This is a genomic window from Algoriphagus jejuensis, from assembly GCF_039523455.1.
GTDB classification, from domain to species: domain Bacteria; phylum Bacteroidota; class Bacteroidia; order Cytophagales; family Cyclobacteriaceae; genus Algoriphagus; species Algoriphagus jejuensis.
The window spans coordinates 112,132-129,333 of sequence record NZ_BAAAFI010000008.1 but is presented as its reverse complement, the minus strand read 5'-3'; the positions used below and the strand labels follow the sequence as shown (position 1 = coordinate 129,333).

Below are 17,202 nucleotides of genomic sequence, written 5' to 3'. Positions count from 1 at the left end.
GACAGTCGTGTCAGACTGAGCGGAGTCGAAGTCCTTGTCAAAAGTTTAAAAAAAACAGCTTTTGTAAGTTTTGAAATTTAACTCTAAAAAGACTTGGTATATATAAACAGAAAAACCCTCTCAGATCGCTCCAAGAGGGTTTTTCAGTAAATAAAGGCTGTTAAAGCTTTAGCGAATCAGCGTGATGGATACAGGATACTCTAGATCGGTTTCCATATCCCACAACGGAGTTCTGTTTTGGCTGATTTTGACGAGGTGGCGGGGATTCTCAGCCGAATTGAAGGTGAACGTAAGCGTGTCAATAAACCTGTCATTCCATTGGATAAAGCCTTCCAGTTCTTTCCGGTTTCCGTCGTACTCAAAAAAGAATTTCACTCCATATTCTCCGTTTTCTTCGAAGGAAATTACTCCATAGGGATAGTCTAACACGGCTCCAGGACTTTCGTATTTCACCATTTTGGCTTCTCCGTCTTCAAGAAGAAATAGACGCGTTTTACTGAGGTCTACAGCTCCTGCCGTCTGAGGATCGAGCAGATTTGCCGATTCCGTATTTTGGAGGTTGACAAAGAACTCTTGGGATTGGACTACATCACAGCAGTCGGGTTCAATACAAGAAGTGGTCAAAGACAGGATCAAAAGGATAGTAAAAAATGAAATTGTTTTCATTGGACAACTATATGGAGTATGGTTGGTAAAGTAGGTATAACTTTTTCTCATAATAGATAACTAGGGAATATAACTACTGCTACTACTAATCGGCGGTAAATTCGCATTGCTTTCATGTAAAAAAGTAAACCCCTCTCAGATCGCTCTGAAAGGGGTTTATTATTGGTGTCCTAATCGGAAAATTAACCGATAGAGATTCTCTTGAATGCATTTACAGTCAAGCCTTTGCTCACACCGTCAAGGTACTGAGCGATGGACTTGGATCCGTCTTTCACAAACTGCTGGCTCAACAAAGTGCTTTCTTTGTAGAACTTAGCCAATTTGCCCATGGCGATTTTTTCCAACATCTCTTCTGGTTTGCCTTCAGCTCTAGCCTGCTCCTTACCGATTTCGATCTCTCTTTCGATAGTAGAAGCATCTACTCCGTCTTTGTCTACAGCGACAGGGTTCATCGCAGCGATCTGCATTGCCACATCTTTGCCTGCTTCTTCGGTGTCAGCACCGGAAGTGTTTACCAAACCTACCAACACACCCAATTTACCATTGGAGTGGATGTAAGGAACGACTGCCTCAGCAGTGATGATTTCGAAGTGGGAGATGTCGATCTTTTCGCCGATACGGCCAGTCATCTCGATGATTTTCTCAGCTACCGTAAGGTTTTCGATTGGAAGTGCCAAGACAGCGTCTTTTGATTCTGAAGCGTTAGCTACAGCAAGATCAATCAGTGTGTTTGCAAACTCAACGAATCCTTCGTTTTTGGCCACGAAGTCAGTCTCGCAAGTCAAAGAAAGCAAGATGCCTTTGGTTCCGTTTTCTGCAACTCTTGTGACTACTACTCCTTCTTTGGTCTCACGGTCAGCTCTGGAAGCAGATACTTTTTGACCTTTTTTTCTGAGGATGTCTACTGCTTTTTCGAAGTCGCCTTCAGCTTCTGTCAAAGCTTTTTTGCAGTCCATCATACCGGCACCGGTCATTTGTCTCAGTTTGTTTACGTCTTGTGCAGTAATTGCCATGGTTGTGATCTGTTTATTTATTTAAACGGGATATAGTTCTTTAATCAGGGTAAAACAAAAAATTGAACATCGACCGGAGCCGGATGTTCAATTTTTATATTTCAAATCGATTGTGGATTAATCTTGTGTTTCAGCGTCCACAGCTCTTTTTGCTTCTTCCTCTTCAGAAAGTTTAGCATCGTCCTTGTCTCTCTTTCTTTCTGAAAGACCTTCTTCGATAGCTGCACCGAAAGCTTTCACCAGCAAAGAAACTGACTTGAAGGCATCATCATTGGCTGGGATAGGGAAGTCCACCTCGTTAGGGTTGGAGTTAGTATCTACCAATGCGAAAACCGGAATTCCAAGTTTTTGAGCTTCAGCGATCGCAATGTGTTCTCTTTTGATATCCACGATGAAAAGAGCTGCCGGAAGTCTGCTCAGGTCGGCAATACCGCCCAAAACGCTTTCCATTTTCTCTTTGTCGCGGCTTACCATCAGACGCTCTTTTTTAGCCAAGTTCTTGTAAGCGTCCTCTTTCATCAGTTTTTCAAGACCTGACATTTTTTTGAGGGACTTACGGATAGTAGCGAAGTTGGTCAACATACCACCTAACCATCTTTCGGTCACGTAAGGCATGTTCAGACGCTGAGCTTCGGCAGCTACCAAGTCTTTGGCTTGTTTTTTAGTAGCGACAAACATTACTTTTTTGCCGGAACGTACGATTTGCTTGATTGCGTTGGATGCTTCGTCGAGGCAAGCAAGCGTTTTGTTGAGGTCGATAATGTGGATACCGTTCTTCTCCATGAAGATATATGGAGACATTCTTGGATCCCACTTTCTCGTCAAGTGTCCGAAGTGAACACCAGCATCCAGTAAGTCTTTGTATTCGATTTTTGACATGAATGAAATTGTTTTCTATTGAATGAAGTTGGTTCCGATTAACGCTTGGAGAACTGGAATTTCCTTCTTGCTTTTCTACGTCCTGGCTTCTTACGCTCGACCATTCTAGGGTCACGGGTAAGGAAACCTTCTTTTTTCAAGGCTGGTCTGTGCTCAGCGTCGAATTCACACAAAGCTCTGGAGATCGCCATACGGGCTGCTTCAGCCTGTCCTTTGATTCCGCCGCCGTCCACATTGATCTGTACGTCGTAGTTGCCTTCTACACCCACGAGGGTCAAAGGCTGCTTTACCACGATCTGGTGCAGGTCAAACGGGAAGTAAACTTCGATTGCTTTGTCGTTGACGGTGATAGTGCCGTTTCCTGGAGCCATGTAGATACGGGCTACAGAGGTCTTTCTTCTACCGATTTTGTTGATCATTTCCATGATTTGGCGATTAAAGTGTGATGGCTTCTGGTTGCTGTGCTGCATGAGGATGCTCAGCACCTTCATATACATACAGGTTGCCGTACAACTTGCTTCCCAATCTGTTTTTAGGCAACATGCCTCTTACAGCTTTCTCGATCAAAATCGTTGAAGACTTCTGCTTCAATAATTTTGGAGTTGAGATTCGCTGTCCACCTGGGTAACCGGTGTGGCGCACATAGACTTTTGCGTCCCACTTGTCACCTGTCAGTCTGACTTTGTCTGCGTTGATTACGATGACGTTGTCACCACAATCCACGTTGGGAGTGAAGCTAGGCTTCGTTTTCCCTCTCAAGATTTTTGCTACCTCGCTAGCCAATCGTCCGAGAATCGCAGCTTGGGCATCCACTACCACCCACTGCTTTTCTACTGTGGAAGAATTGGCTGAGATGGTTTTATAGCTCAGAGTATCCACTGTGTAACTGTTTAATTTTTAGCTTGTTATTAATTTATCGACCCCAAAAAGGGACACAAAGATAGAAGTATTTTATTTGGCATGCAAACTATTTTCGATCCTAACTCCTAATTTTCATAGGCTTAGGTATATTTCCCCTTCGGAAAAACCGGATTTTAGTCTCCGGGTTCCCGCTTCTATGCGTTCTTCTCCAGCTGCTGCACCAGCACCTGAAAATCCTTGGGGTAGGGGGCATCCACCTTGATCGGTTTACCATCTACTCCCTCAAAGACGATCGAAAACGCATGCAAAGAGACCCGCTGCATGATCGGCAATTCTTCTGTGTCCTTCTTGAGATTGAAGCGGCGCTTGAGTGAAGATAGGAATAAGGCCTTGCCGCCGTAAAGTGTATCCCCGCATATCGGAGATTTGACATAAGCCAAGTGTACCCTGATCTGATGCAGGCGACCGGTGATCGGTCTGCATTCTACCAGCGTATGTGCCCAGTAGGTTTTTACCGTATGGAAAAACGTCTGAGCAGGCTTGCCGTCTTTACTGACTTTGGCGATTCCCTTGTTGTTTGTCAAGAGATTTCGGTCTACCAACTCATGGTTGAATTCCTTGATCCCTTCGACCACGGCGTGATAGATTTTTTCGACTTTTCTGCTTTCAAACTGCATGGCCAAATGCCTGTAAGCCACTGGATTTTTGGCAATCACCAGACATCCTGAAGTTTCCTTGTCCAATCTGTGGCACAGCTGAGGATCGGAGGTGTATGCCTTGGCCAAGTCTAGGATGTTCTGCGCCTCGTGCCTGTCGTCTAAGCTTGATAGGTACGGCGGCTTGTTGATTACCAGGTAATCCTCGTTTTCAAACAGAATAAGATTTTCAAAATCTACTTTCTTCATGGATCTCCTGCCTCTTCAATTGAGGCTGCAAAAGTAGGGAATCGATCGTTCGGAAAAAAGTGGGGATGCAAATGAGGTGGAGGGGCACTTGTCTAGGTAAATTTAAAGCGGTTGCATCGCCCGGTTTCGAAGTTTTCGGGTTTTATTTGTTTTCATTTTTAGATGATGGACGAAAACAACTTTCAGGAATCGCTCCGACTGGTCAATGTGACTCGCTACGTGATGCCGCTCAGAGAAGGCGGATCCCTGCCGGCCTTGGCGGAGGCCGATGACGGGTTTAGCTATGTGCTCAAATTTAAAGGAGCCGGACAGCGCGAAAAGGCCCTGATAGCCGAACTGATTGGGGGCGAGTTGGCCAGAAGACTCGGTTTCAAAGTGCCCGAGTTGGTCTTTGCCAATCTAGACGAGGCCTTTGGACGATCCGAAGGAGATGAGGAAATTCAGGATCTACTCAAGAGCAGCCAAGGCTTGAACCTGGCGCTGCATTTCCTTTCCCGTGCCCTGACCTTTGATCCAGGGGCGAGCCTAGTGGATGAGTATCTTGCCTCGCGTATCGTCTGGTTTGACGCCTGGATTACCAATGTGGACCGAACCTTTCGCAATACCAATCTGCTGATCTGGAACAAAGAACTTTGGCTCATCGACCACGGTGCAGCTTTTCTTTTTCACCATTCTTGGGACAATTGGGAGAAGCACGCGCTGAGCCCTTTCGCGACCATCAAGGATCACGTGCTCCTGCCCAAAGCGACTGAGTTGGAGAAAGTGGATGCGGAGATGAAGGAGTTGATTACTCCCGAGCTCATCAGAGAGGTAGTGGATATGGTACCGGAGGAATGGATCTTGGCGGGAAGAGACACCGAGACAGCCGAAGAAGCGCGGGAAGTCTATGCTGCATTTTTAAAACTAAGACTGGAGAATTCCAGGGTATTTGTAAATGAGGCCAACGATGCAAGGAAAGCACTTATTTGAGTATGCCTTGATCCGGCTGGTTCCTCGCGTGGAGCGGGAGGAATTTGTGAACGTGGGTGTGGTGATTTGCTGCAAGCGCCAAAACTTCCTAGCCTGTAAGATTCAGCTTCATGAGGAAAAGCTGCTCGCCTTGGATCCGGACGCGGATTTGGATTTGTTCAGATGCTACCTGGATTCTTTCGAGAAAATATGTAAAGGTGAAAAGATGGGAAATCCGATTGCCCTTCAGGACGCAGCTTCCCGATTTCGCTGGTTGACGGCGGTTCGCAGCTCTATGATGCAGACATCCCGTCCGCATGGAGGATTTTCTGAGGATTTAACAAAGACGCTGGAAACTCTTTTTCAGGAGTATGTCGTCTGACAATGCTGCGTAGCCAAATGTCAGTCGACTTTCTTCTCTTTGTCCAGTGGAAGTGAAAAACTAAAAATTGATCCTTTTCCTACGGTGGAGCTGACGGCGATCTTACTTTTGTGGCCTTCGAGGATGTGTTTGACAATTGCCAACCCAAGTCCCGTTCCGCCTTTTTCTTTGGATCGGCTTTTCTCCACCCGATAGAATCGCTCAAAAATCCGCTTTAGATCCTCGGGCGGAATCCCCTGACCGGTGTCTTTGACATCAACCTGGATGGTGTTTTTGTGGGTTTTCAGGGATACTTTGACCTCACCGCCGTGGTGGTTGTAGTTCATCCCGTTGAAGATTAGGTTTTGACAGACACGGTAGATTTTTGGTTTGTCCGCGTGGGTGATATAGCTTTTTTCAGGGTCAAAGTCCAGCTTGATCGCTACCTCTCTTTTATCGGCCTTATGCTCCAGTTGCTCGATCACTTCCTGCAACAGCTCTTTCAGATCAAAATCCGTGTAGGTGAATCTAACTGCGCCGCTTTCCATTTGGTTTAGCGTGAGCAAATCCTGCACGAGTACATCCAGAGAATCCAAGCTTTTTGCAGCACGTTTTAGAAATCTCATCCTTACATGTTTGTCTTCAATCGCTCCGTCCAACAGGGTGTGAATGTAGCCTTGAGTAGCAAAAATCGGGGTTTTGAGCTCGTGGGAGATGTCTGCTATGAATTCTCTCCGGAATTCTGCGGTCTTCTGTAGCGTGTCAATTTCCTTTTGTCGAGCCAGAGCATAGGTGTTGATCACCGAATTGATCTTGCGCAGCGGAGAAAGCGACGAGCGCAGGGACTTGTCCTGAATTTCGGAAAGCTCTTTTTTCTGGATTTTCTCCAGCAGAGAGTAAATGTTCCCGATCTCCCGAAAGACCAGAAACTCCAGCGTAATATTGATCAGCAGGTACGAGGCCGAAAACGTAAGTCCTACCGCAACCAACAGGATGGTTGGGGTGGTGTCAGGCATCAGGGAAAGAAATGCGGCCACGAGGACGGATATGGCAAACGCCAAAATCAAAGAAATTCCCCTGGAAGTGGTCAGCATTTTTATCCCAAATCGAACTTATACCCTACGCCTTTTACAGTAGAGATATAGTCTTCACCGATCTTTTCGCGGACCTTGCGGATGTGTACATCGACCGTGCGGGCCAGTACAAACACGTCTGATCCCCAGATGTTGTGAAGCAGCTCATCTCTACCAAAAACCATATTAGGGTTTTTGGCAAGGAAATACAACAGTTCAAACTCCTTCTTGGGAAGCGTAATGGTCTTGCCGGATTTGTCGATGGTGTAGCTGCCTCGGTCGATGGTGAGGTCTTTGACCTTGATTTGGGTCTGTTCCTGCTCTTTTTTGGATTCTCTGCGAAAGAGTGCGGAAATCCTGCTCATCAGTGCCCTCGGCTTGATCGGCTTGGTGATGTAGTCATCCGCTCCGACATCGAAGGCCGCCACTTCGGAATACTCTTCCATGCGGGCAGTCAGGAAGATGATAAAGGTATTTTTTAACTCTGGAATCTGGCGAATCTGCAGACAGGTCTCCACGCCGTCCTGATTGGGCATCATGATGTCGAGCAGGATCACGTCTGGCTGAAACTTGGCAGCGGTCTTCACCGCTTTGATTCCGTCTTCGGCAGTGGCCACATCATATCCTTCTTTTTGAAGGTTGTACTTTAAGATCTCTACAATGTCCGGTTCGTCATCTACCACCAGGACCTTGATCTTTTGCTTTTCGCTCATCGAGGAATTGCTTTTAAGGTTCCGTTAAAATTACAGAATATTTGAGGATCGGAGCCAAACAAAAATTGGCGAATACCTTCTATCGATAAAGAATTTCATGAAAATGGCTACTTGAGCTTGCCAATGTTAATTTCGTGTTAAGCTCAGGAGAACTATTTGTTACGAAGCCCCTTGGCAGAGGAGATGTCGATGTTCAGTGAGCCGATGAATAGGTTGGCTTTGATCTTTACAGGTATTTTGTTCTGGTCTCTAGTGACCCACACTTTGACCGGATAGTCGCCTCGGAAGAGTTTGTTTTTGGGTACCAAAGGGGAGAAAATATAGGTATCGACGAGCCCAAGGCTGGTTTCGATCTCCTCCGTCCCCTCGTATATTAATTTTAGGTTATATATTTCTTTGTCGAAGAATCCGGTCATCAAGATAGCCTGTCCTTTTTTGAGATTGGTCAGGTCCATCGTTCTCAAATAATAGAACCCACTCACGAGGTCTTGAACATTGCCCGGCAGTGGGTATTCTTTGGAGACTCTCAGGATTTTGTCCTTGTCATAGAGTTCCATCCTTGCCTTTCGGTTGACTTGATCAAAGTGGACTTTCTCGTTTTTCCGGTATTTTCCCTCTTCAATCAAGCGGTAAGAAAGAGAGGGTAAGAGCGTGCTGGTATCTACATGGGTACCCCAGTTGTCGTTGACTTTGCCAAATATGGTAGCAGCGCCTTTGGTCTTCCCGTATGCGTCGATCTTATAATGGGGCCGGGATTGTTCCTGGACTGGGCGGCGGTTGATTTGGAGTTTGGCGTCAGCCAAGTTGAGCCATCCGTAGGAAACCTCAAATTGTAACTCCTCCCCAAATGTAAAGGCAGAATTTTTCGAATCGGTCTGACCCCAGGCAAAGGAAGTGGCGGCAAACAGTAGAAGCAGGGCCCTGAAAGCAATTTTCATTTGATACTTGACAATACCTGACAATTTTGCGGTTTTCTGAAAGGTATTACGTGAAAAAAACTCTTTTGATTGATTAAAAATACGAATTTGGCTTCCCCAAACAATGGGACTAGCCATCTTGGTTATGCCTTCATCTTTCGTTACTTTCACCGACATTTGAATCTTCTACAATTTTAAAATCATGAGTAATAACGCAGAAAAACTGAAAGCTTTGCAGCTAACAATCGATAAGCTGGAAAAAACTTACGGAAAAGGTACCGTAATGAAGCTTAGCGATAATAAAGTGCAGGATATTCCTACAATTTCCACGGGTTCGCTGGGCCTGGACATGGCCCTGGGAATCGGCGGAATCCCGCGCGGTCGAGTCATCGAGATCTACGGGCCGGAGTCTTCTGGTAAGACGACCCTGACCATGCACTGCATCGCTGAAGCGCAGAAAGCAGGCGGATTGGCTGCGTTTATTGATGCTGAACATGCCTTTGACAAACACTATGCCGAGAAGCTGGGGATCGATACCGAAAACCTGCTGATCTCTCAGCCGGACAACGGGGAGCAAGCTTTGGAAATCGCCGAGCACCTGATCAGATCCGGTGCGATCGACATTATCGTGATAGACTCCGTGGCCGCTTTGGTACCAAAGGGAGAACTGGAAGGCGAGATGGGCGAAAGCAAGATGGGGCTTCAGGCAAGACTGATGTCTCAGGCGCTCCGAAAGCTCACCGGAGCGATCAACAAGACCGGCTGTGCCTGTATCTTTATCAACCAGCTTCGCGAAAAGATCGGCGTGATGTTTGGTAATCCCGAAACTACAACGGGTGGTAATGCCCTGAAATTCTATGCGTCGGTCCGTCTGGATATCCGTCGTGTCGGACAGATCAAAGAAGGCGCGGACAATATCCTGGGTAACCGTACCCGTGTGAAAGTGGTGAAAAACAAAGTAGCGCCGCCGTTCAAAGTGGTGGAATTTGACATCATGTATGGCAAAGGCATCTCCAAAGTCGGAGAGATCATTGACCTTGGCGTGGAGTTGGAGATCATCAAAAAGGCCGGGTCTTGGTTCTCCTACAACGGAGAAAAGCTCGGACAGGGCAGAGATACGGTTAAGAATCTCCTGCTGGACAATCCGGAACTGATGGACGAACTGGAACTGAAGATCAAATCAGCTTCCGGCGTATTGCCAACGGAACCAACTATTTCCTTGGAAGATTAACTGAAATTGAGTATATAATTGGAAAGGAGGCGAAAGTCTCCTTTTTTGGTTTGTAATAGCGGGGTCTTTTGTAAGGCCAAAATGAATCAAATGAGTTTTGATTTTTTGTCATTTGTCAAATTGTCCGATTGGTTGGAGAATCACAGTGGCCCATTTCCTGAAATCTTAAGTAGTTCAATAGTCAGGGGTTCTTTCCAATTGGATCCAAGACTGATTCCACCCAAACCACTTTTATAAATCATGACCTTCAAATCAAAAAATCAAAATATTTGGCATTGGCTGGGCTTTGCTTTGGTCTTTTTTATAGTAAGCCTTCCTCTGGCCGTGCAGGCGCAGGGAACGTTGAAAGTCGGCGCTGCCAAGCGCATACTGACTCCTGATCCTTTGCTTCCCGTCTCCGGGGGAATGGGTACGCCGGGGCACTCTACCGAAAAGCAGGGTGATCTCTGGGTTCGCGCTATGGTGCTCGAAAACAACGGCACCCGGGTGGCATTCGTGGGCATCGACAACCTAGGCTGGCCGGCAGCTTTGGGCGACCAATCCCGAGCTTTGATTCAAGGTATCCCTGCGGAAAATATCCTGATCGGGTCCACCCACACCCACAGTGGTCCTGATGCCTACGGTTTTCCCAATGAAAAAGGAGAAATCAACGCTGACATGGACTACCTCAACTGGTGTGTGCAGCAGATCGCCGACGCGGTCAACGAGGCCGTGGCCAATCTGGAATCTGCCGAGCTGAAAACTGCCGTAGGCGAGGCCAAAGGCAAGATTGCTTACAACTATTACGCGCCTGACCTCTATGATCCACGATGTGGAGTGATCCAGGCGATGGGGACTTCCGGGAAAAACAAAGGCAAGGTAATCGCTACTTTGGTCAACTATGCTGTGCATCCTGAAGTCATCGGAGCCGGTCGGGGGATCACTTCACCGGATCTCTGTGGACCGCTGTATGATCGAATTGAATCCGCTGTCGGCGGTGTCGCGATCTTCATGAACGGTGCTCAGGGCGGTATGGTGACCGCGGATAACCGCGTGTCCGAGGGAAAGGAAGCCAGCGACTACGAGGAGTGCAGGAGGATCGGTTACCTGCTGGCGGACCAAGCCCTGGAGATCATCAGCACTGCAAAAGCGCAGACCAATCCAATCATCCACAATACCGTGACCTCGGCAGAATTTGTGGTGGATTCGCCGATCATGCAATACATCCTCCAAAACTCTCCCCACCGATACAAGGTCGTCGACGGCAACAAGGTCACGACCCAGATGAACTTGGTCAACGTGGGCACTGCCCAGATCCTCACAATCCCTGGCGAAGCATTGCCAAATATCGGCTTCTACCTCAAGCGAAAGATGAAAACAGATCAGGCTTTTCTTTTCGGCCTGACCAATGATGCATTTGGCTATATATTGACCAAAGAAGATTTCAACAGCTTCAAGCGCTACGACTATGTAAGCCGTACCAGTTTGGGTGAAAAGACCGGCCCGGCCTTGGTGGAACATTCTTTGGACTTGATAGATAAATCTCCTGCGGCGGAAGGGTTCGCGCCAAAAGGCGGAAATTGAGTCAGTGCTGATTCCTTTCTCAAGATGACAAACAAGCTAGGGCTAATTAAACAGTGATGATCAAGCGGGTTTTTAAAGTTGTTTTTGCATTCACATTTGTTGGTTTGCTGCTGCTACTAGGCTACCTGTTTGCAAAGCCGATGTACAATAAATGGGTGGTCTATCCCAGGTTGGAGCAAGGCAGGCAGGAGATTTGGGATGCTTACCGAAAGCCTTTAGAAGTGATTCCATTCACAGGATACACCGGCGTGACGCATGCGCATTCCTTCTGGTCGCACGACAGCCGGGGGACTTTGAAAGAGATCCTTGCCGGTGCGAAGCAAGCCGAATTGGACTTTATATTTTTTGCCGATCATGCCCATGACAAACTGGATACGTTTCCCAGATCCTTTCATGGCGAATTTGAGGGAGTGATTTTCGAAGCGGGCACGGAGACCAGCGGTAGTTATGGTGGAGGAATGATGATCACGCCTTTGCGGGAAGGCATATTGCATTTGAGTATCGCCGAGGACTCGCTGATTTATCAGGTCGTGGCCCAGGGTGGCTTGGTCACCTACGTCCACACGGAGAAAGACCACGATTGGGACAATCTGGACTATCAGGCCATGGAGATTTATAATATCCATACCGACCTGTTGGACGAAGACGGGATTCTTCCTTTCCTGATCAATCACCTCGTCAACGGCGACAAGTATCGCCACTGGAGCTATCGGGAGCTCTACGACAGGCAATCAGCGATCCTCGCCAACTGGGATCGGATCAATCAAAATCGAAAAGTCACGGGCGTAGGCTCAGTCGATGCGCACAACAACCAAAACATCAGGGCCCGTTATCTGGAAAACGGCGAAGTCGAATGGGTGGGAAACAATGCCAAAACTATCAGTATTCGTGAACCTGGGTTTTTGGAAAAAATCCTGCTAGAGGAGCCGGATGAAAACGGCTGGGCATTCAAAATGGAGCTCGATACCTATTTCCATTCCTTCAACTTTGTGAATAATACGGTGTTCGCTTCCGAGTTTTCCTCCCGGAAAATCAAGGAAGGCATTGAAAAAGGCAATGCATTTGTCGCTTTCGAGGGACTTGCCAAAGCGGAAGGGTTCCAGTATTTCGCACTAAATGAAAAGTCGGAACTGGCTGGAATCCTTGGCGATTCTCTTGCTGTCCAAGTAGCAAATCAGCTGAAAGTGCTTTCGCCTTTTCCGGCGCGTTATCGGCTGATCCATGATGGTGAGCTGCTTCTGGAGACGAGGGAAAGCAGCTATGAATTTGATTTTTCTCCCGAAAATCAAAAAGGCAACTACCGCATCGAGGCTGATCTCTGGCTGAATGATGAATGGGTCAACTGGATTTTTACCAATCCGATTTATCTATACTAGTCACTCCAAAATAAATCACTGATGAGTGTGTCAAATAGTAGTCGCTGGAAAAAACTGGCCTGGATCCTTTCCTCGATCTTGGTCGTCTTAGCCAGTTTGGCCTACGGCCTGTTTCTATTTCCTTTTTGGGGAATCCCCTTCAATGCGCAGCGACATGGCAATCCTCCCTTGACTCCGGCCTGGGCGCTCGAACCTTGGCTTTGGGAAGACGATGTGAACACGGCAGCCTTCGTGGATGAGCTTCTGGCAGGCTACGCAGAGCACGACATCCCGGTGAGGACGGTGATCTTAGACAGCCCCTGGAGCTATCGATACAATGATTTCGATGTCGATACGACACTCTATCCCAACTACAAAGAATGGTTTGCGAAAAAGCAAGATGCAGGCTACAGGATCGTGCTTTGGATGACGTCCTATGTGAACAGCGTCAACAAAGGTCTGGCGCTGAAGGATAGCCCGGAGTATTTGGAAGAAGCCAAATCCAAAGGCTACCTCACCGGCGGTGGGAACGTGATCAGCTGGTGGAAAGGCAAGGGGGGGGCCATTGACTACTCCAATCCCGAAGCGATGAAGTGGTGGAGAGGCAAGCAGGACAAAGTCTATGCTCTTGGCATTGACGGCTGGAAGCTGGATGGCGCGGCCACTTACAACGCAACCTGGATCTCCGGGCTTCCCTTTTTCTATGTGAAATCTGCGGGGGGATGGATGACGACACGGACGTACATGGACCATTATTACCGGGATGAGCTGGCCTATGGCTTGAGCAAAAATCCGGAGTTTACTACCCTGGCGCGAGCGATCGACAGAGGCTTTCACCCGGAGGGATTTGCGCCTATCGATGCCTCGCCGGTCAACTGGGTAGGCGATCAGGAGCATAAATGGGTGAGTCAGGAGCTGATTGCTGAGCATGGAGAAGACGGAGTCGATATCGCCATAGAAGGAATCGAGGGATTTGAATCGGCCATCAACAGCATCCTCGAAAGTGGCCGTCTCGGCTACAATGTGATCGGCTCGGATGTGGCGGGTTTTTCCGGAAAAGAAATTCCTCCCAGGCTGTACATCCGCTGGGCTCAGTTCTCCGCGTTTTGTGGGCTGTTTATGAATGGAGGACATGGTGAAAGGCGACTTTGGCTACGGACGCCCGAAGAGCTGGAGATCATCCGGGAATACTCCTGGCTTCACACGGAGCTGATTCCCTACATGTATCACTATGTGGTGACAGGTCACGAGGGAGGGGCGCTTTTGCAAAATCCAATTGATCAGGGTGAGCATCAGTACTACTTCGGAGAGGAACTCTTGGTAGCTCCGATCTTCCGAGATCAGCTGGACTGGGAAGTCTCTCTTCCTGCGGGAAAGTGGCGCTATTGGTTTGATGACCAAAAGCTCATCGAGGGAAAAGTCACGGTAAAAGCGGACTATGCGCTGGACAAATTCCCGGTGTATATCAAAGCAGGAGCCATCATCCCGATGAACATTGAGCGAAGCTATACGGGCGTCGGAAGCGAAGAGGATAAGGGCTTTTTGACCCTGTTGATCTACCCGGATTTGGAGAGCCATTCATTTGAAGTGAATCGCGAAAAAGCAGAAAGTACCGTTTTTTCATATGAAAAAAGCGATGCTGAACTGCGGGTGAAATTGACCGGTAAAAAGGTGCCTCATGTGCTGAGAATTGCGATGGATTCAGCACCGTCGGTGGTTTCTCTTGACGGCCAAACATTAGTGGAGGGCGAAGGCTACCACTACGATTCGGAGAAGGGTAAATTGGTAGTTAAGACGCAGGTTTATCAAGGTGGAGTTTATGAGATTAGGTGAGTTTGTTTAGGGTTTGATACTCCTTGCGTTAAAATTGACAGGAAGAGCTCGGTAAGGCACCGGGCTCTTTCCCTGAAAGGCAATTAATTATTTTCAGGCAGGTCAAAAAATACCCAGTACAGGGTATTTTTTAGTTTCAGGCTTTTCCCTTTCTTGAGGAACCAACTCGCTATTACCCAAATAGCTACCCTTTAATTGATCGAATTATTCCAGCATTTCGGCTATCTCTTTATTTCCATTTCTTCAAAATGCTCCTTTTCAAGACTATAGAAGTCCTATGTGGATCAAAATTTTCAATTTTGCTACCGCTTCATCGCCTTCTCTTTCAGGAGTGGCAGGGGTGAGGTAAAGAATTGCAAATTGATTTGAATTCAAGGGTGGAATTGCAAATCCCACCTAGTCTAAACGATAATTTGACTAAGCCGATCGAGGGTTAGTTAAGTGACCAACAAGTTTTATATATCATCTCAACTGTCATGAAAATAAATGAATTAAAGGAAATCGATCTTTTCTATCAAGAGCTTGAATCAAGGATCGATAGCATTAAGTCAAAGAAATCCAGATATCTATTCTTTCACAAAGCGGCTAGGGTAATCGTCTTTATTGCAGGGGCTTCAATTACTGTTTTAACAGGATGGGACATCGGAAGTTCGGATAAAAGTTTCAATCCGAACAACTTGGTATTATTGCTGAGTACATTTGTGACTTTTGCCGCTGCAATCGAAGGCCTATTCTCATTTAAAGACAAATCAAAAAGCTATGACATTTTTTTGTTTGATCTTAGGAGGCTAAGAGATCGGATATGTTTCGATTATACTGTTAGTCCTGAGACCTACAAGCAGAACAGAGAAATACACTTCAAAGAATTCCAAAAAATACTGGATTATCAAAAAGCCATAATCGAAGCCTCTGATTCAGGCGAAGAATGAATTTCCAAAGACTATCGGCTTTAGCTCACCTTCCTGTCTCACACTATGTTTTTTCGCCATGGTGCGCACTTTTTACACTTTTATGGAAATTATCAAGTTGAACGACCACAACTGGGAAAAGGCGCATTTATGTTGGTGTACTTTATGGAACTTGGCATCTTAAAGAAAGGAAACCGTGGACCGGAGAATATCATCTTCCACGTTTGTGGCCAGCTCCATGATTACCAACTGCTCTATGACAGAATGTTCCAAGTCCCGGATCGGAACTTCGCGCCGATGAGAATAAAAAGGAAGAGGATAGAGAATCCCACCTGACAGCTTTAACTCGTTTGGTTTATGTGGGCCTTAATCTTTCTTTCAAACGCTTGGGAGGCCGTTTGGTGACATTGCAGTATGGAGGGTAGAATGTCAGACAGTTATTGTCTGATATTAAGGGACTTGCTTTGCGAATCAGTTTTTCAATTGGCTTAAGGTCTTCTATATTGGATAAGTAATTTTTACCAAAACCAAACAATTATGAAAACTAGAAACGGAATCAAACCAGGGCCAAAAAGAATTGCTAAGACTACCGGCCAACCCGACAGAAGACAAAGGGACAACAAAGAAACTCCCGGCAATACGCCGTCATTGAAACCTCACCAGCATAAGCCGGGGAAATAGAAGTGTGACTGTCATTCTCTTCAATATTAAGTTGTTAAAGGAGTACATTCCCCTGTCTAAATCCCATTGGGCAGGGAGTTTGGAATTGCAAGTCCCACCTCATGGCCGGAGGTATTTTGAAGAAATGGAGTATGGTTGTTATTAGAGCTGTTTTTGGGTGATTCACTTAAATCGCAAAGTAAAATGCCTGTCGATGTAAATGATTTTGAGCGACAAATGGACTGTATTTATCAGGGGGAGCGTTACTCTGTTCGTGACAATGGGGCGGTATACAGGCATACCCGTGAAAACAGACTGCTCCGTAGATTGGATAACGAGTGGACTTTCGGAAAGGCAAACAACAATGGGTATTTGCTGATGGCATCCGAAGTGGTTCACCGGATTGTGGCTGATGCCTTTTTGGGTGAGCCTCCATCGCCGGAGCAAAACGTGGTAGACCATTTGGATACCAATCGCCGAAACAATCGGCCAGAGAATCTCCGATGGGTAAGCAAGCTTGACAACAAATTGAGCAACCCCATTACCCGTAAGAAGATTGTTTTCTATTGTGGTAGTATGGAAGCATTTATTGCGAATCCTGCCATTCTGAAGGAATACTTGGATAAAGACCCAAAATTTGGCTGGATGAGAACGGTAACACCCGAAGAGGCCAAGACTTCGTGGCAACGGCTAAGCAATTGGGCAAGAAAGAGCGAGCCCAAAGCTTCTTCCAAAAGCAATACCCTGGGTGAATGGGTATTTGGAAAAAGCCAAGAATCCATTCCAAATCATAGCGAAGCAGTTGTAGCCTCGCTGACTCCAAATGTAATTCAAGCAAATTGGAAGACACCCTCGGTATTTCCACTTTGTCCCCAAGCCGAGGGGCACATTCCGATAGAGAAATACGCCGTCAACCTAAAGATCGGCGAGGTGTTTTCACGCAACCGATATACGGATTCGATTGTAGAGGCTTATGCCGTTTCACGAGATAAAGACATCTTGTGGGTGCTGGGTAAAAGCAGTAACAGCCGAGCCGTAAAACCCTGGTCCTTGGCTGAGGTTATTTTTGAAAATGGGAAATATGTTCATCGGAATATGGGTAGCTTTTTTAAGAAGGATGGAGCGGAGAAAGAGTTTACCCTCGCCCAGGGTTTAGAATGGGCTGGCGGGGACACTTTTGATGACAATACTTGAGTTCCAAGTCGCTCATTCTCCATCTTCCTAAGGACTTCTTAAGTCGCAGGAAAAAACTTATACCGAGTCCAGGGTATCATTTAGCAATAGATTCATTGTCAAATTATTTGACAACAGATTTT

The 17,202-nt window shown here is 46.8% G+C and carries 18 protein-coding genes; 9 read left to right on the top strand and 9 right to left on the bottom strand.

Going from position 1 to position 17,202, the window contains the following annotated elements; all coding sequences use genetic code 11:
• Positions 1-168: 168 nt before the first annotated feature.
• The 6 genes from ABD031_RS10110 to ABD031_RS10085 all read right to left on the bottom strand — a co-directional run bounded on the left by ABD031_RS10110 (position 169) and on the right by ABD031_RS10085 (position 4,324).
• A complete protein-coding gene (locus tag ABD031_RS10110; RefSeq protein ID WP_343850979.1) occupies positions 169-666 on the bottom strand; it encodes a hypothetical protein in 498 nt (165 codons plus the stop codon).
• 182 nt (positions 667-848) lie between these two features.
• The gene (gene tsf / locus ABD031_RS10105) at positions 849-1,679 is read right to left on the bottom strand and encodes a translation elongation factor Ts (RefSeq protein ID WP_343850977.1); all 831 of its coding nucleotides are present in this window, start codon (positions 1,677-1,679) and stop codon (positions 849-851) included.
• A gap of 117 nt (positions 1,680-1,796) precedes the next feature.
• On the bottom strand, positions 1,797-2,558 hold the full coding sequence (gene rpsB / locus ABD031_RS10100; protein WP_343850976.1) for a 30S ribosomal protein S2: 762 nt from the start codon (positions 2,556-2,558) through the stop codon (positions 1,797-1,799).
• Positions 2,559-2,596: 38 nt separating this feature from the next.
• Complete coding sequence (gene rpsI, locus ABD031_RS10095) at positions 2,597-2,983, bottom strand: 30S ribosomal protein S9 (RefSeq protein ID WP_343850974.1); 387 nt, start codon at positions 2,981-2,983, stop codon at positions 2,597-2,599.
• Positions 2,984-2,993: 10 nt separating this feature from the next.
• On the bottom strand, positions 2,994-3,437 hold the full coding sequence (gene rplM / locus ABD031_RS10090; RefSeq protein WP_343850972.1) for a 50S ribosomal protein L13: 444 nt from the start codon (positions 3,435-3,437) through the stop codon (positions 2,994-2,996).
• A 176-nt stretch (positions 3,438-3,613) separates the two neighbouring features.
• Positions 3,614-4,324 carry an RluA family pseudouridine synthase gene (locus ABD031_RS10085; protein ID WP_343850970.1) on the bottom strand — a complete coding sequence of 237 codons (711 nt, stop codon included), beginning with the start codon at positions 4,322-4,324 and terminating at the stop codon, positions 3,614-3,616.
• Between the two features lie 165 nt (positions 4,325-4,489).
• On the opposite strand from ABD031_RS10085, the gene ABD031_RS10080 reads away from it, so the two are divergent.
• Entirely contained in the window at positions 4,490-5,293 is an 804-nt protein-coding gene (locus tag ABD031_RS10080) for a HipA family kinase (protein ID WP_343850968.1), read from the top strand.
• A complete protein-coding gene (locus ABD031_RS10075; protein WP_343850966.1) occupies positions 5,271-5,654 on the top strand; it encodes a DUF3037 domain-containing protein in 384 nt (127 codons plus the stop codon). Before ABD031_RS10080 ends, ABD031_RS10075 begins: the two co-directional genes overlap by 23 nt.
• Before the next feature lie 20 nt (positions 5,655-5,674).
• Here ABD031_RS10075 and ABD031_RS10070 read toward each other — a convergent pair whose 3' ends face one another.
• The 3 genes from ABD031_RS10070 to ABD031_RS10060 form a co-directional block, all read right to left on the bottom strand.
• On the bottom strand, positions 5,675-6,727 hold the full coding sequence (locus tag ABD031_RS10070; RefSeq protein ID WP_343850964.1) for a sensor histidine kinase: 1,053 nt from the start codon (positions 6,725-6,727) through the stop codon (positions 5,675-5,677).
• Between the two features lie 2 nt (positions 6,728-6,729).
• Positions 6,730-7,419 (bottom strand): response regulator transcription factor, encoded by a 690-nt coding sequence (locus ABD031_RS10065; protein WP_343850962.1) that lies wholly within the window; start codon positions 7,417-7,419, stop codon positions 6,730-6,732.
• 152 nt (positions 7,420-7,571) lie between these two features.
• Positions 7,572-8,357, bottom strand: coding sequence for a DUF3108 domain-containing protein (locus ABD031_RS10060; RefSeq protein ID WP_343850960.1), 786 nt, complete (start codon positions 8,355-8,357; stop codon positions 7,572-7,574).
• Between the two features lie 181 nt (positions 8,358-8,538).
• Here ABD031_RS10060 and recA point away from each other — a divergent pair, with 181 nt between their 5' ends.
• The 7 genes from recA to ABD031_RS10025 all read left to right on the top strand — a co-directional run bounded on the left by recA (position 8,539) and on the right by ABD031_RS10025 (position 17,080).
• Entirely contained in the window at positions 8,539-9,567 is a 1,029-nt protein-coding gene (gene recA / locus ABD031_RS10055) for a recombinase RecA (protein WP_343850958.1), read from the top strand.
• 240 nt (positions 9,568-9,807) lie between these two features.
• Entirely contained in the window at positions 9,808-11,130 is a 1,323-nt protein-coding gene (locus tag ABD031_RS10050) for a hypothetical protein (protein ID WP_343850956.1), read from the top strand.
• Positions 11,131-11,186: 56 nt separating this feature from the next.
• Entirely contained in the window at positions 11,187-12,506 is a 1,320-nt protein-coding gene (locus tag ABD031_RS10045) for a CehA/McbA family metallohydrolase domain-containing protein (RefSeq protein ID WP_343850954.1), read from the top strand.
• Positions 12,507-12,527: 21 nt separating this feature from the next.
• Positions 12,528-14,318, top strand: coding sequence for a TIM-barrel domain-containing protein (locus ABD031_RS10040; RefSeq protein ID WP_343850952.1), 1,791 nt, complete (start codon positions 12,528-12,530; stop codon positions 14,316-14,318).
• Between the two features lie 476 nt (positions 14,319-14,794).
• The gene (locus ABD031_RS10035) at positions 14,795-15,247 is read left to right on the top strand and encodes an SLATT domain-containing protein (RefSeq protein WP_343850950.1); all 453 of its coding nucleotides are present in this window, start codon (positions 14,795-14,797) and stop codon (positions 15,245-15,247) included.
• 516 nt (positions 15,248-15,763) lie between these two features.
• Positions 15,764-15,907: a hypothetical protein gene (locus ABD031_RS10030; protein ID WP_343850948.1), complete on the top strand. Its 144-nt coding sequence runs from the start codon at positions 15,764-15,766 to the stop codon at positions 15,905-15,907.
• 183 nt (positions 15,908-16,090) lie between these two features.
• The gene (locus ABD031_RS10025) at positions 16,091-17,080 is read left to right on the top strand and encodes an HNH endonuclease signature motif containing protein (RefSeq protein WP_343850946.1); all 990 of its coding nucleotides are present in this window, start codon (positions 16,091-16,093) and stop codon (positions 17,078-17,080) included.
• Positions 17,081-17,202: the final 122 nt, after the last annotated feature.